General features: G+C 72.9%; 12 protein-coding genes. 3 read left to right on the top strand and 9 right to left on the bottom strand.

Going from position 1 to position 12,853, the window contains the following annotated elements:
* Positions 1-99 precede the first annotated feature (99 nt).
* Positions 100-873 carry an SGNH/GDSL hydrolase family protein gene (locus tag QJS33_RS15580; RefSeq protein ID WP_306368696.1) on the top strand — a complete coding sequence of 258 codons (774 nt, stop codon included), beginning with the start codon at positions 100-102 and terminating at the stop codon, positions 871-873.
* Positions 874-906: 33 nt separating this feature from the next.
* On the opposite strand, the gene QJS33_RS15575 is transcribed toward QJS33_RS15580, so the two are convergent.
* The 5 genes from QJS33_RS15575 to QJS33_RS15555 all read right to left on the bottom strand — a co-directional run bounded on the left by QJS33_RS15575 (position 907) and on the right by QJS33_RS15555 (position 6,594).
* The gene (locus tag QJS33_RS15575; protein WP_306368695.1) at positions 907-1,785 is read right to left on the bottom strand and encodes a shikimate dehydrogenase; all 879 of its coding nucleotides are present in this window, start codon (positions 1,783-1,785) and stop codon (positions 907-909) included.
* A complete protein-coding gene (locus tag QJS33_RS15570) occupies positions 1,782-3,659 on the bottom strand; it encodes a bifunctional sugar phosphate isomerase/epimerase/4-hydroxyphenylpyruvate dioxygenase family protein (RefSeq protein ID WP_306368694.1) in 1,878 nt (625 codons plus the stop codon). The genes QJS33_RS15575 and QJS33_RS15570 overlap by 4 nt, the downstream gene beginning before the upstream one ends.
* A gap of 73 nt (positions 3,660-3,732) precedes the next feature.
* Positions 3,733-4,737 carry a DctP family TRAP transporter solute-binding subunit gene (locus tag QJS33_RS15565; RefSeq protein ID WP_306368693.1) on the bottom strand — a complete coding sequence of 335 codons (1,005 nt, stop codon included), beginning with the start codon at positions 4,735-4,737 and terminating at the stop codon, positions 3,733-3,735.
* Positions 4,738-4,783: 46 nt separating this feature from the next.
* Positions 4,784-6,058, bottom strand: a complete 1,275-nt coding sequence (locus QJS33_RS15560; protein ID WP_306368692.1) for a TRAP transporter large permease — start codon at positions 6,056-6,058, stop codon at positions 4,784-4,786.
* Entirely contained in the window at positions 6,055-6,594 is a 540-nt protein-coding gene (locus tag QJS33_RS15555) for a TRAP transporter small permease (protein WP_306368691.1), read from the bottom strand. Before QJS33_RS15555 ends, QJS33_RS15560 begins: the two co-directional genes overlap by 4 nt.
* Positions 6,595-6,756: 162 nt before the next feature.
* Here QJS33_RS15555 and QJS33_RS15550 point away from each other — a divergent pair, with 162 nt between their 5' ends.
* On the top strand, positions 6,757-7,758 hold the full coding sequence (locus QJS33_RS15550) for a LacI family DNA-binding transcriptional regulator (protein WP_306368690.1): 1,002 nt from the start codon (positions 6,757-6,759) through the stop codon (positions 7,756-7,758).
* A 267-nt stretch (positions 7,759-8,025) separates the two neighbouring features.
* Here QJS33_RS15550 and QJS33_RS15545 read toward each other — a convergent pair whose 3' ends face one another.
* The 3 genes from QJS33_RS15545 to QJS33_RS15535 are packed head-to-tail and all read right to left on the bottom strand — an operon-like array spanning position 8,026 to position 10,019.
* Complete coding sequence (locus tag QJS33_RS15545) at positions 8,026-8,787, bottom strand: ABC transporter permease (protein ID WP_306368689.1); 762 nt, start codon at positions 8,785-8,787, stop codon at positions 8,026-8,028.
* A 9-nt stretch (positions 8,788-8,796) separates the two neighbouring features.
* The gene (locus QJS33_RS15540; RefSeq protein WP_372339670.1) at positions 8,797-9,579 is read right to left on the bottom strand and encodes an ABC transporter ATP-binding protein; all 783 of its coding nucleotides are present in this window, start codon (positions 9,577-9,579) and stop codon (positions 8,797-8,799) included.
* A gap of 29 nt (positions 9,580-9,608) precedes the next feature.
* Positions 9,609-10,019: a DUF1048 domain-containing protein gene (locus tag QJS33_RS15535; protein WP_306368687.1), complete on the bottom strand. Its 411-nt coding sequence runs from the start codon at positions 10,017-10,019 to the stop codon at positions 9,609-9,611.
* A gap of 182 nt (positions 10,020-10,201) precedes the next feature.
* Between QJS33_RS15535 and QJS33_RS15530 the strand changes: the two genes are divergently transcribed.
* Complete coding sequence (locus QJS33_RS15530) at positions 10,202-11,485, top strand: hemolysin family protein (RefSeq protein ID WP_306368686.1); 1,284 nt, start codon at positions 10,202-10,204, stop codon at positions 11,483-11,485.
* 56 nt (positions 11,486-11,541) lie between these two features.
* Here QJS33_RS15530 and QJS33_RS15525 read toward each other — a convergent pair whose 3' ends face one another.
* Positions 11,542-12,726, bottom strand: a complete 1,185-nt coding sequence (locus tag QJS33_RS15525; protein ID WP_306368685.1) for an MFS transporter — start codon at positions 12,724-12,726, stop codon at positions 11,542-11,544.
* Positions 12,727-12,853 lie beyond the last annotated feature (127 nt).

Below are 12,853 nucleotides of genomic sequence, written 5' to 3'. Positions count from 1 at the left end.
GCCGGACCGGGCCGCGGTGCCCGGTTCCCGTGCCGGTCGCGACACGACTGCGACACGGTGGCGGACCGGTCGGGACCCGGGGCCGCGACGGTGGATCCCATGAACAACGCACTGCGCTTCCTCATCGCCGCCTGCCCCCTCGCCCTGCTGACCGCCGCCTGCACGGGCGCGCCCGCCGGTACAGGGGACACCGAGGCCTCCGAACCGTCCGCCCCCGCGCCCGCCGACGCGGGCCCGGAGACGGTCCTGTTCACCGGGGACTCCATCGCGGTGGGCCAGTCCCTGCCGCTGGCCGCCGCCTTCGCGGAGACGCCCGTCGCCTTCCACTCGATCGCCGCCGAGGGCGGGGGCAACGTCGTCGGACCGTTCTCCGAGGAGAACTGGGAGACCCTGCCCGGCGAGATCGAGGAGGCCGCACCGGACGTGGTGGTCTACCAGATCACCACTTATGACTGGGGGACCCGCGAGGAGCAGGCCCGGGGGTACGGGCGGCTCGCGGACACCGCGGCGGACGCCGGGGCCGACCTGGTCATCGTGACCGCCCCGCCGATCCGCCCCGACGACTTCTACGCCCCGCACATGGACGACCTCGCGCGCGCACCGGAGGTGGCGCGCGAGGTCGCCCGGGACTCCGCGGGGCGGGTCGTCGTGCTCGACGCGACCACGGTGTGGGGCGAGGAGTACTCCCGGGAGCGGGAGGGCCTGGCCGACCGCAGTCCCGACGGGATCCACACCTGCCCCCAGGGCGCCGCGCGCTTCACCGACTGGCTGCTCGACGAGCTGGCCGGGCTCTACCCCGGGTTCGCCCCGCCCCGGGCGCAGGACTGGGCCGAGGGCGACTGGGCCGCGGACGACCACTTCGCCGCCTGCTGAACACCGGGCCCCGGCGCCGGGCGCACCGGCACGTCAGTCCGCGGTGAGCTCGGCGAAGTGGGCGTACACGCGGTCGCGGTCGGGGGTCAGGCCGGTGATCAGCTCGAAGGCCTCGACAGCCTGGAGGACGGCCATCCGGCCGCCGGGCAGGACCGGGCAGCCGCGCCGTTCGGCCGCGGTCACCAGGGCGGTGCGCAGCGGGCGGTAGACGAGGTCGGCCACCCACGTCGACGGGTCCAGCAGCTCGGCCGGCAGGGGCAGGCCCGGGTGGTCGGCCATGCCCATCGGGGTGGCGTTGACCAGTCCGTCGGCGCGGGCCAGGTGCGCGGGCAGGTCCTCCGGCGGGATCGCCGTGCAGGACCCGCCCGGGAAGCGCGCCGCCAGCCCCCGCGCCAGGTCCCGCGCGCGCCCGACGTCCCGGTCGGCGATCACCAGATCCCCGGTCCCCGAGGTGAACAGGGCGTGGGCCACGGCCGCGCCCGCCCCGCCGGCCCCCAGCAGGACCACCCGGTCGCGCCGTGCCCCGGGGAGCCCGGCCTCCAGGGACCCGAGGAACCCCGACCAGTCGGTGTTGTGGCCGACCGCGGTCCTGCCGTCGAACACCACCGTGTTGACCGCGCCGAGGGCCGCCGCGTCCGGCGCGAGCCGGTCCAGGTGGGGCAGCACCAGCTGCTTGCACGGGTGGGTGATGTTGAGGCCGTCGAAGCCGTAGTGCGGTGCCGAGCGGACCAGCTCCCCCACGGCCTCGGGGGGCAGGTCCAGGACGTCGATGTCGATCGTCCGGTACACCAGCCGGAGTCCCAGGGCGGCGGCCTCCCGTTCGTGCATCGCCGGGGTGAGCGACGGGCCGATCCCCGCTCCGATCAGCCCGACCAGGAAGGACCGCTCCGGAGCTGTGGTCGTCCCCCTCACGCGGCGCGCTCCGTCCGGTGGACCGCCAGGCGCACCGGGGTGTTGCGCGCCCCGTAGCCGGCGTACCCCTCGACGCGCTGGACCACCTCGAAGAAGAGGTGCCCGTCCAGCAGCGGGGTGAAGAAGTGGAGGAACTCGCCCCCGCCGTCGGGTTCCCGGTCGTGGAGGATGTTCAGCCGTCTCATGTGCTCTCTTCGGTGCGGCGGCAGGTCGGTGCGTGCCGCCAGGTCGTCGTAGTAGTTGTCGGGCACCGGCAGGGTCCGCAGCCCGGCCGCCACCGCGGCCTCGGCCACGGCGATGATGTCCTCGCAGGCCAGGGCGATGTGCTGGACGCCGCCCGCGGTGCCCGCGCGGGGGCCGTCGCCGATCAGCGAGACGTTCAGCGCGATCCGCGGTCCGCCGTCGGCGCCCGCCAGGGCCCGGCTGCGGATCAGCCCCTCCGGCGAGGCGAGCTCCGTGCTCTCCCCCGGGGACAGGCCCAGCAGGGCGGTGTAGAACAGCGAGGCCTCGTCGAAGTGGGCGAAGGGCTGGTGCAGCCCCACGTGGTCGATCCCGGTGAGGGCGGGACCGCCCCCCGGGTGGACGTCGGCGACCGCGGGGGCCGAGAAGTCCGACAGCCAGGGCTCCTCCCCGCCGTCCCCGGACGGGCAGAGGAAGACGGCGGTCCCGTCCGGCGCCGCCACCGCGCGCAGCGGGGTCTCGGACGGGTCGTGCCGCCGGGCCAGGACCGGGGCGCACAGGCGCTCGGCCCGGGCGGCGGAGCGCTCGGGGGAGTCCAGGACCAGGCCGAGCGCTGTGACGGAGGCGGCGCCGTCCCAGGTGTGGCCGAGCCGGGGGTCGGCCGCGTTGAGCAGGACACGGGCGGGGCCGTGCTCCCACAGCTGCACCGGCTTGGAACGGTGGTCCCGGGTGTGGGCGAAGCCCAGGGCGGCGAGCAGGGACCGGATCCCGGCCGCCGTCTCCCCGGCCGCGGCCACCTCCACGAACCCGAACCCCCGCGGGGTCTGCGGTTCGGGCAGCCGGGTGAGCGTCACGGACGGTCTTCCCCGGGGCGGGGCGTCCCGGCGGGCGAGGCCGTCCTCCAGCACGGTGAGCGAGCGCCGCGCGTCGGCCGCGGTCCGTCCGGGGTCGGCCGCCCGGAACACGTCGTTGAACACCTCCAGGGACAGCGGCCCGGTGTACCCGGCGGCGAGCACGTGCCCGGTGAACCCGGCCAGGTCGAAGCCGCCCTGGCCGGGGAAGCACCGGTGGTGGCGGCTCCACTGGAGCACGTCCATGCTCAGCCGCGGCGCGTCCGCGAGCTGGAGGAAGAACAGCTTCTCACCGGGGATGTCGCGGATGCCCGCCGGGTCGTCCCCGCGGGAGAGGATGTGGAAGCTGTCCAGGCACAGCCCGAGCGAGGGGTGGTCGGCCCGGCGGACGAGCTCCCAGGAGCGGCGGTAGGTGGACACGCGGGTACCCCAGGCCAGCGCCTCGTAGGCGACCCGTACCCCGTACCCCTCGGCGGCCTCGGCCAGCAGCCGCAGCTGGGCGGCGGCCCGGGCGTCGTCGTCGATCGCCGACGCCGTGGCGTTGGAGCACACCAGGACGGTGTCCGCGCCCAGTTCCACCATGAGGGAGAACTTGGCCTCGGCCCGCCGCAGGTTCGCGGCCAGCGTCGCGTCGTCCACGCCCTCGAAGTCGCGGAAGGGCTGGTAGAGGTCGATGGTCAGGCCCAGGTCCTCGGCCAGGGCCCGGATCTCCCGGGGGCGCAGCGGCGAGGCGACGAGGTCGTTCTCGAAGACCTCCACCCCGTCGAAACCGACCCCGGCCGCGGCCCGCAGTTTCTCCTCCAGGGTGCCGCTGAGGCAGACGGTGGCGATGGAATGCCGCATGTGAGCGACCTCCGATTCCGGTCGGGGGCGCGGGCCGGGCGGCCCGCGCCCTGTTCAGGTGGCGGTCAGGGCCTCAGCGGGCGTCCTGGAAGCTCTGGTAGAGCTCCAGCTCCTCGCCCTCCAGGTTTTCGCCGAAGTACTCCCGCACCCGGGTCCGGAAGGCCTCCACGTCGACGTCGTCGACGACCTCCATGGCCCCGGTGTCCTCCCATTCGGCGAGGGTCTCGGCCTCGGCCTCCTCGATGCAGGCGCGGTTGTCCTCGCGGACGGAGGACACCGCCTCCTGGAGGGCCGCCTGCTGCTCCTCGGTCAGGCCGTCCCAGGTCGCCCCGGAGACCACGATCATCTGCGAGCCGATCTGGTGGCCGGAGAGGCTGATGTGGGACTGGACCTCGTCGAAGTCGTCGGCGGCGATGGTGGCGATGGGGTTCTCCTGGCCGTCGACGATGCCCTGCTGGAGCGCCATGTAGACCTCCTCGAAGGCGACGGCGGTGGGGCTGGCGCCCAGGGCCTCGGCGTTGGCGAGGTAGATGGGGGAGTCGGGGAAGCGCATCCGCAGCCCCTCCAGGTCCCCGGGCTCGCGGATCGGCTCGTTGGCGGTGAAGTGGCGCTCGCCGAAGTACCAGAGGTCGAGGATGCGGGCGTCGGTGACCTCGGTGAAGCCCTCCTTCATCGTGTCGGCGGCCGGGGAGTCGAAGAAGGAGAACATGTGGTCGACGTCGTCGAAGGCGTAGGCCGCGTCGAAGACCCCGATGGGGGAGTAGGCGGACCCGAGGGCCGCCGAGCCCTGCACGTCCATGTCGATGTCCCCGGACATCACCGAGGAGAAGGTCTCGGTGTTGCTGCCCAGCTGGCTGTTGGGGAAGGTGTCGACGGTGAGGTCGACGTCGGCCTCGGCGACCCGCTCGGCGACCAGGTCGATGCCGCAGCGGGTGTGCGGGTGGTCCTCGCTGTAGCTGCTGGCGAAGGTCAGGGTGGTGCCCTCCGTCTCCCCGCCGCCGTCGGAGGGCCCGGAGCAGGCGGTGAGGGCGAGTACGGCCGCCAGGGCGGGCAGCGGCAGGCGGAGCATGCGGTTCATCGTGGATCTCCTTGTGAGGTGGGGGATGGGAGGGCGGGCCTCGGGGTCACAGACCCAGCAGCCCGGGGAGGAACAGGACCAGGTCCGGGGCCAGCGTGAGCAGGAGCAGCACGGTGACGATGGGGACCAGGAAGGGCGCGGTGCCGCGGAAGACCTCGTGCATGGGGGTGCGGGTCGCCGAGCCCAGCACGAAGAGCACGCCGCCGATGGGCGGGGTGAGCAGGCCGATCATCAGGTTCAGGATCACGATCACCCCGAAGTGGACCGGGTCCACGCCGAACTGGGCGGCGATGGGGAGCAGGACCGGGACGGTGATGACCAGGGCGGCCATGGGCTCCAGCAGCGCGCCGATGAGGATCAGTGCGAGGTTCACCGTGATCAGGAAGACCACGGGGCTGTCGGTGAACCCGAGCAGGAAGGACGCGATGTCCTGCGGGACGCGCTCGCGGGCCAGGACCCAGCCCAGCAGCCCGGAGGCGGCCAGGATGAGGGCGATGGAGGCGGCCGTGGTGGCGGTCTCGACGGTGATGTTCCACAGGGAGCGCAGGGTCAGCCTGCGGTAGAGAACGCCGAGGACCACGACGTAGGCGACGCCGACCGCGGCGGCCTCGGTCGGGGTGAACAGGCCGCTCAGGATGCCGCCCAGGAGGATGACGGGGGCGCCCAGCGGCCCGATGACCCGCAGCCCGGCCCGGCGGAACTCGCCCGGTTCGGCCCGCCGCCCGGCGAGTTGGGGCTGCCTGCGGCTCCAGAGGAAGACGTACAGCGCCAGCCCGGCCGCGATGAGCAGGGCGGGGACGACGGCGGCGGCGAAGAGGGCGGCGGTGGACACCGCCGCGACCGAGGCGTACACGATCGCGGGGATGCTCGGCGGCATCACCGGGCTGATGAGGCTGGAGGCCGCGGTCAGGCCCAGGGTGAACCGGCGGGGGTAGCCGCGCCCGGTCATCGCCGGGACCATCATCTTCCCCGTGCCGGCGACGTCGGCCATGGCGGCGCCGCTGATCCAGGAGAACCCGAGGCTGACGCCGATGTTGACGTAGCCCAGGCTGGCCCGGACCCGGCCCAGCAGCACCTGCGCGAAGGCGAAGATGCGGTCGGCGATACCCGTGTGGTCGGCCACGACGCCGAGCAGGATGAACAGCGGGACGGCCAGCAGGGGGAAGCTGTTGACCTCCTGCGCGGCGGTGCGCAGGCTCAGGCCGGTGGACTGGTCCGTCAGGGACATGTACACCAGGCAGGGGCCCAGGATCGCGAACCCCACCGGAACGCGCAGGAGCATCAGGACGAGGATGCCCAGGATCACCGGCACCGCGCTCATCGGATCTCCTCGCTCGGTCGGGTCTCCAGCGCCGGAGGCGTGGGCAGCAGGGTGTTGAGCAGGGCCCGCAGCCCGGCCAGGGCCAGACCGGCCATGGGGACGGCGTAGGTCCAGGACTGCGGGATGCCCAGGGCGGGGGTGCGCTGGGGCGAGCCGCCGAAGACCAGTTCGGCCGCGTCCAGGACCAGGGCCGCGGCCACCGCGGCCACGACGAGGTTCGCCAGGACCCACACCGTCCGCAGTGCCCGGCCCCGGAGGACGAGGTCGACGATCTTCAACGTGATGTGCTCGTCCCGGCCGACCAGGTATCCGGCGAGGGCGAAGGTCAGCCACACGAGGCCGTACCGGGCGAGTTCGCCGGTCCAGACCCAGCCGGCCACCGGCAGGTGGCGCTGTACGGCCTGGGTGAACATCAGGGCGAAGACCACCGTGAGCATGAGGGCGCCGGTGGTCAGCTCCGCCTTCTCCAGCCACCGGGAGACGGTTGCCAGAGGACGCGGGATCAGGGGGGCGGGTGGGCTGGGAGAGGCTGTCATGGGAGTGGGATTTCCGGTCGGCGGGGTTGTTCACGCTGATCAGCGGGGTGAGTGTGGCGTGGGCCACCTTCTGCTGGGGCCGTGCCGTGAACTCTAGATTTCGGGCTTGTTGAATGACAAGCGATTGCCAAATGTTGTCGTGAACAGGTAGGAACGGGTGGCATGAGCTCCCCCCGACGCACCACCATCTACGACGTCGCCCGCGAGGCGGGCGTGGCCGCCTCCACCGTCTCCCGCGCCCTCAACAACCCCCGCCGGGTCAACCCCGCCACCCGCGAGCACGTCCTCGCCGTGGCCGAACGCCTCGGCTACCGGCCCGACCCGCTGGCCACCGCCCTTCAGTCAGGGCACAAGGCGACGATCGCCATGCTGGTCCCCGACATCACCAACCCCCACTTCTTCGGTACCATCCGGGGTGCGGAGAAGCGGGCCAGCGAGGCGGGGCTGACCTTCATCCTCGCCAACACCGAGGAGTCGGCGGACAACGAGCGCAACCAGATCGAGCGCCTGTCCCGGTCCGTCGACGGATTCGTCCTGGCGGCCAGCCGCATGCAGGAGGCGACCACCCGGGAGCTGGCCCGTGAGTACAACCTCGTCCTGGTCAACCGGCAGGTCGAGGGGCTGCCCAGCGCCGTGGTGGACAACGGGGCGGGCAGCCGCCAGATCGTCGAGCACCTGGCCTCCCTGGGACACCGGTCCCTGGTCTACCTCTCCGGGCCGCACCGCTCCTGGCCTGCGGCGCAGCGCTGGCGGGCGCTGCGCGCCGCGGCCGAGGCACACGGCATGACCGCGCGCCGGCTGGGCCCGTTCCCACCCAGGGTCGAAGGCGGCGGGGTGGCCGCCGACGCCGGACTCGGCGCGGGCGCCACCGCCCTGGTCGCCCACAACGACCTGCTCGCCATCGGCGTGCTCCGGCGGCTCGCCGAACGCGGTGTGCCCGTCCCCGGTCAGGTCAGCGTGGTCGGCTACGACGACATCTTCGGCGCCGACCTGTGCGCCCCCGCGCTGACCACGGTCGCCGGACCGCACGAGGAGGCGGGCCGGGCCGCGGTGGAACTCCTCACCCGCAAGGGCTCCCTGTCGCGCTCCCAGCCCGCCCCGCAACAGGTGGTGCTCTCCTCCCACCTGGTGATCCGCCGCTCGACCGGCCCGGCCGCGCGCTGACCCGGCCGGGTCGGCGGAGCCCGGCCCCGGCGCCTGGCCGACATCACCCCGCCGATCCCGCCGACGGCCGCCGGATCGGCGCCGCGGATGATCGCCGTGCGGGTCTCGACGCACATGCCCGAGGGCGTCGCCGCCCGCTTCCGGAGCGTGCCCGTCTTCCGCGGGCCGGTGCTCGCCGACCGCGCCCTGGGAGGGACCGTCCCCGGGCACCTGAGGCGCGCGGGCGGCGGCCCCACCGGTGTGGGGCCGCCGCCGGGTGCGGAGCGGTCAGGAGGTCTTCCTGCGGTAGGTGACCATCGCGAAGGCGTAGGCGACGACGAGGATGCCCGTGCACCAGGCCAGGGCGGTCCAGACGTCGTCCCCGGCCGGCCGCCCGGACAGCAGGTCGCGGATGGTGTTGACGATGGAGGTCACCGGCTGGTGCTCGGCGAACCAGCGCACCGGGCCGGGCATGGTCTCGGTGGGGACGAACGCCGAGCTCAGGAACGGCAGGAAGATGAGCGGGTAGGAGAACGCGCTCGCGCCCTCCACCGACGTCGCCGACAGGCCCGGGATCACCGCGATCCAGGTCAGGGCCAGGGTGAACAGGATCAGGATCCCGGCGACGGCGAGCCAGGCCGCCGGTCCGGCGTCCGAGCGGAAGCCCATGAGCAGGGCCGCGCCCACGACCACCACCAGCGAGATGACGTTGGCGACGAGCGAGGTCAGCACGTGCGCCCACAGCACCCCCGACCGGGCGATCGGCATCGATCGGAACCGCTCGAAGATCCCGCCCTGCATGTCCGTGAAGAGCCGGAAGGCCGTGTAGGCGATGCCCGAGGCGACGGTGATGAGCAGGATGCCCGGCAGCATGTAGTTCACATAGGAGTCCGACCCGACGTCGATGGCACCGCCGAACACGTACACGAACATCAGCATCATGGCGATGGGCATGACCGCGGTCGTGATGATCGTGTCCGGGCTGCGGGTGACGTGGCGCATGGTCCGCCCGGTCAGGGCGGCGGTGTCGCCGAGGAAGTGCGTTGCCACGGTCCGTCCCTACTTCCCGCTCGATGAGGTCCGGCGGCCTTCGCCGCCCTGGTCCGACCCGCCGGTGACCGCGAAGAAGATCTCCTCCAGGGTCGGCTGCTTCTCGACGTACTCGATCTCGGCGGGCGGCAGCAGCTTCTTGAGTTCGTCCAGGGTGCCGTTCACGATGATCCTCCCCCGGTGCAGGATCGCGATCCGGTCGGCCAGCTGCTCGGCCTCGTCCAGGTACTGCGTGGTGAGCAGCACCGTCGTGCCGTTGTCGGCGAGGCCCCTGACGGCCTCCCAGACCTCGACGCGCGCCTGCGGGTCGAGTCCGGTCGTCGGCTCGTCCAGGAAGATGACCGGCGGGTTCCCGATGAGGCTCATCGCGATGTCCAGGCGGCGGCGCATGCCGCCGGAGTAGGTCGACACCCTCCGTCCGGCCGCGTCGGTGAGGGAGAAGCGGGAGAGCAGGTGGTCGGCGATCGCGCCGGGGTCGTCGAGGTGGCGCAGCCGGGCGACCAGGACGAGGTTCTCCCGCCCGCTGAGGACCTCGTCCACCGCCGCGAACTGGCCGGTGAGGCTGATGGACTCCCGCACCCGCGCGGGCTGTGCGGCGACGTCGAAGCCGTTGACCGCGGCCGTTCCGCCGTCGGCCCCGAGCAGGGTGGACAGGATCTTCACGAGTGTGGTCTTGCCCGCCCCGTTGGAGCCGAGCAGGGCGAAGACGCCGCCGCGCTCCACGTCGAAGTCCACCCCGCGCAGCACCTTCAGGTCCTTGTAGGACTTCTCCAGACCCCGCAGGCGGATCACCGGAGTCCTCTGTGTCTCCTGTGTCCTCATCAGAGGGAGCCCCTCTTCCCGCCGTCTTCTCCGGCGGCGCGTTCGATGGCCCTTTTCAGCCGGTCCCGCTCCTTTTCGATCCACCGGCCCTCCGCGTAATTCGCCAGGAACGTCTCGGCGAATTCGACGGGGTCCTCCCCGACGACGTCGCGGACGGGGGTCCCGTTCGCCGCGCTCTGCTCGAACAGGTCGACGAGGTCGTCCAGCATCTGCACCAGGACGTCCCCCTTGGAGATCGACCCGAAGTGCGTCAGGTACCGGTCGAGCGCCTCGACGGCCGTGCGGTGGTTCCCGGGGAGCTCCCTGACGCGCGCCCTGTACCGCCTGTACCGCTTCTTGTCCTCGATCGATCCCGTGACCTTCTCGATCCACTCTGTCGCCATGGTCGTCCGCCTCCTCTTACTACTCATTGCCGCTGAGTACCACTGCATAGTAGTACTGGCTACTGGTACATAGCAACACTGAATACTGGGGAGGGGGCGTGTCGCGCACACCGGGGCGCCGCACGGACGCCGTGTGAAAGGGTGAAGCGGCACGGAAACGGCCCCAAGGGCCACCACCATCACCATCCGCATCGGAGATAACGGCAGTCATGGAGAGTTACGGGGTTCAAATCGGCCTCGTCCTGGTCCTCGTCCTGGTCAACGCCCTGTTCGCGGGCAGCGAGATCGCCCTGATCACCCTGCGCGAAGGCCAGCTCAAACAAATGGAGGAGCGGGGACCCGGCGGCAGGGCGGTCGCCCGTCTGGCCCGCGACCCCAACCGCTTCCTCGCCACCATCCAGATCGGCATCACCCTCGCCGGCTTCCTCGCCTCCGCCACCGCCGCGGTGGCGCTGGCCCAGCCGCTCATCGAGCCGCTGGGCTTCCTCGGCTCCGCCGCGGGACCGGTGTCCGTCATCCTGGTCACCATCGTCCTGACCTTCGTGACCCTGGTGTTCGGCGAGCTGGCGCCCAAACGCATCGCCATGCAGCGCGCCGAGGGCTGGGCCCTCATGGTCGCCCGCCCGCTCAACCTGCTCGCGGCCCTGTCCCGCCCGGTCGTGTGGCTGCTGAGCGTCTCCACCGACCTGGTCGTCCGCCTCACCGGCGGGGACCCCTCCGCCGCGCGCGAGGAGGTCGGCGAGGAGGAGCTGCGCGACATGCTCACCGCCCAGCGCGGCATGACCCGCGAGCAGCGCACCATCATCAGCGGCGCCTTCGAGATCGACGACCGCAGGCTGCGCCAGGTCGTCGTCCCCCGTGGCGAGGTCTTCACCATCCCCGCGGCCACCCCCACCGACGAGGCCACGCGCATGCTCGCCGAGCACGGGCACTCACGCGCCCCGGTCGTGGCCGACGACGACCTCGACGACGTCCTGGGCATCGTCCACTGGTCCGACCTGGTCCGCGGCGCCGGTGCCGCCCGGGACGTGGCCCGCGAGGCGATGCTGCTGCCCGATTCGCTGGTCGTCTCGATGGCGCTGCGCCAGATGACGGCCGAGCGCCAGCAGTTGGCCGTGATCGTCAACGAGATGGGCGGCATCGACGGGATCGTCAGCCTGGAGGACCTGCTGGAGGAGATCGTCGGTGAGATCTACGACGAGACCGACTCCGACATCCGCACCGTCGTCTCCAACGACGACGGGACCCTGACGCTCCCGGGCACCTACCCCGTGCACGACCTGCCCGACATCGACCTGTCCCTGACCGACCCGCCCGAGGGCGACTACGTCACCGTCGCGGGCCTGATCATCGCGGTCCTGGGCCACATCCCCCGGGAGCCCGGCGAGACGGTCGACTTCGGCGGGTGGACCGCGGAGGTCGCCCGGACCAGCGGCCGCACCATCACCGAGGTGCGGGTGCGCCGCATGGAGGAGGCCCTCCCCGAGGAGTGAGCACGGGGCCCGGCGGCCGCACCGGCGAAAGCGGTGCGGCCGACCGTTCCCGGCGTTCAGCCGCGTTGCCGCAGGGCGGCCAGGAGAACGCCGCCGAGGACGGCCGCGGTGCCGCCGGCGACGAGGGGCGCGGCGGCCGCGACGCCGTCGACCAGCAGGCCGCCGACGACCGCTCCCGAGGCGATCGCGATCTGGAAGACGGTCGACATCAGCCCGCCCACCTGTTCCAGGCGGGTCGGTTCGGTCCTGGCGGCCCAGGTCTGCGCCGTCGTCGGGACGCCGCCGAACCCGAAGCCCCACAGTGCGGCGGCGGCGAACAGCCCGGCGGGGGAGGCACCGGTGGCGGCCATCGCGACCATGCCGAGCCCGAGCACCGCGGGGAACACCAGGGCGGTCGTCCGCAGGGCGCGGTCGGCCAGGACACCGCTGAACGCGGTGCCGAGCACGTTGGCGATCCCGTAGACCAGCAGCAGCGCGGCGAGCCCGGCGGAACCGATATCCGACACGCTCTCCGCCGCCGGGCGGATGTAGGTGAACCCGGTGAACTGCCCGCCGGCGATCAGCAGGATCGCGACCAGGCCGAGCAGGAGGACGCCGGAGCGCAGCGTCGACCCGAGGGCGCGGAGCCCGTTCGCCGCGCCCAGTGCCATCCGCGGCAGTGTCGTCGCCTGGACGGCCAGGGCGAGGACCGCCGCCCCGGCGCCGAGCAGGAACACCTGCCGCCAGCCCCAGAGCCCGCCCAGCCAGGCGCCCAGCGGGACGGCCGCGATGGTGGCGACCGCGACGCCGGAGTTGATGACGGTCACCGCACGGCCGAGGCGGTCGCCGGGCACGAGCCGCGCCGCCGTCGCGATGGCCAGCGCCCAGAAGCCGCCGAGCGCGATGCCCAGCAGGGCGCGCGCGGCGAGGAGGGCGGTGAGGCCGGGGGCCGCCGCCACGAGGAGGTTGGAGACGACGGCCAGCCCGGTGAGGCCGATCAGCACGCGGCGCCGGTCGGCGCGCGGGACCAGGACCGGCAGGAGCAGCCCGGAGATCCCCGCGGCGATGGCGGTCACGGTGACGGACTGGCCCGCGGAGCCCGCCGTGACACCGAGGTCGTCGGCGATGCGGGGGAGCAGGCTGGCGGGCAGGAACTCGGCCATGACGAGGGCGAAGATCCCCAGGCCGAGGGAGGCGACGCCGGCCCAGGAGGCGGGCCGGTGCGACGTCGGCGTTCCCGCCGGTGTGACGGTGCTGTTCATGGTGTCCTGTGGGGTTCGGGGCGAGGGCGCCCGGCCGCTCCGGCCGGGACGGTTGCGGTCGTGGGGGAGAACCCCGGCCCCGACAATTCTATTCCGATCGGTACAGAAGTCGGGCGCGACGGTGCCG

This window comes from Nocardiopsis sp. CC223A (assembly GCF_030766825.1).
Classification (GTDB): domain Bacteria; phylum Actinomycetota; class Actinomycetes; order Streptosporangiales; family Streptosporangiaceae; genus Nocardiopsis.
This window is presented reverse-complemented; position numbering and strand designations above follow the sequence as displayed.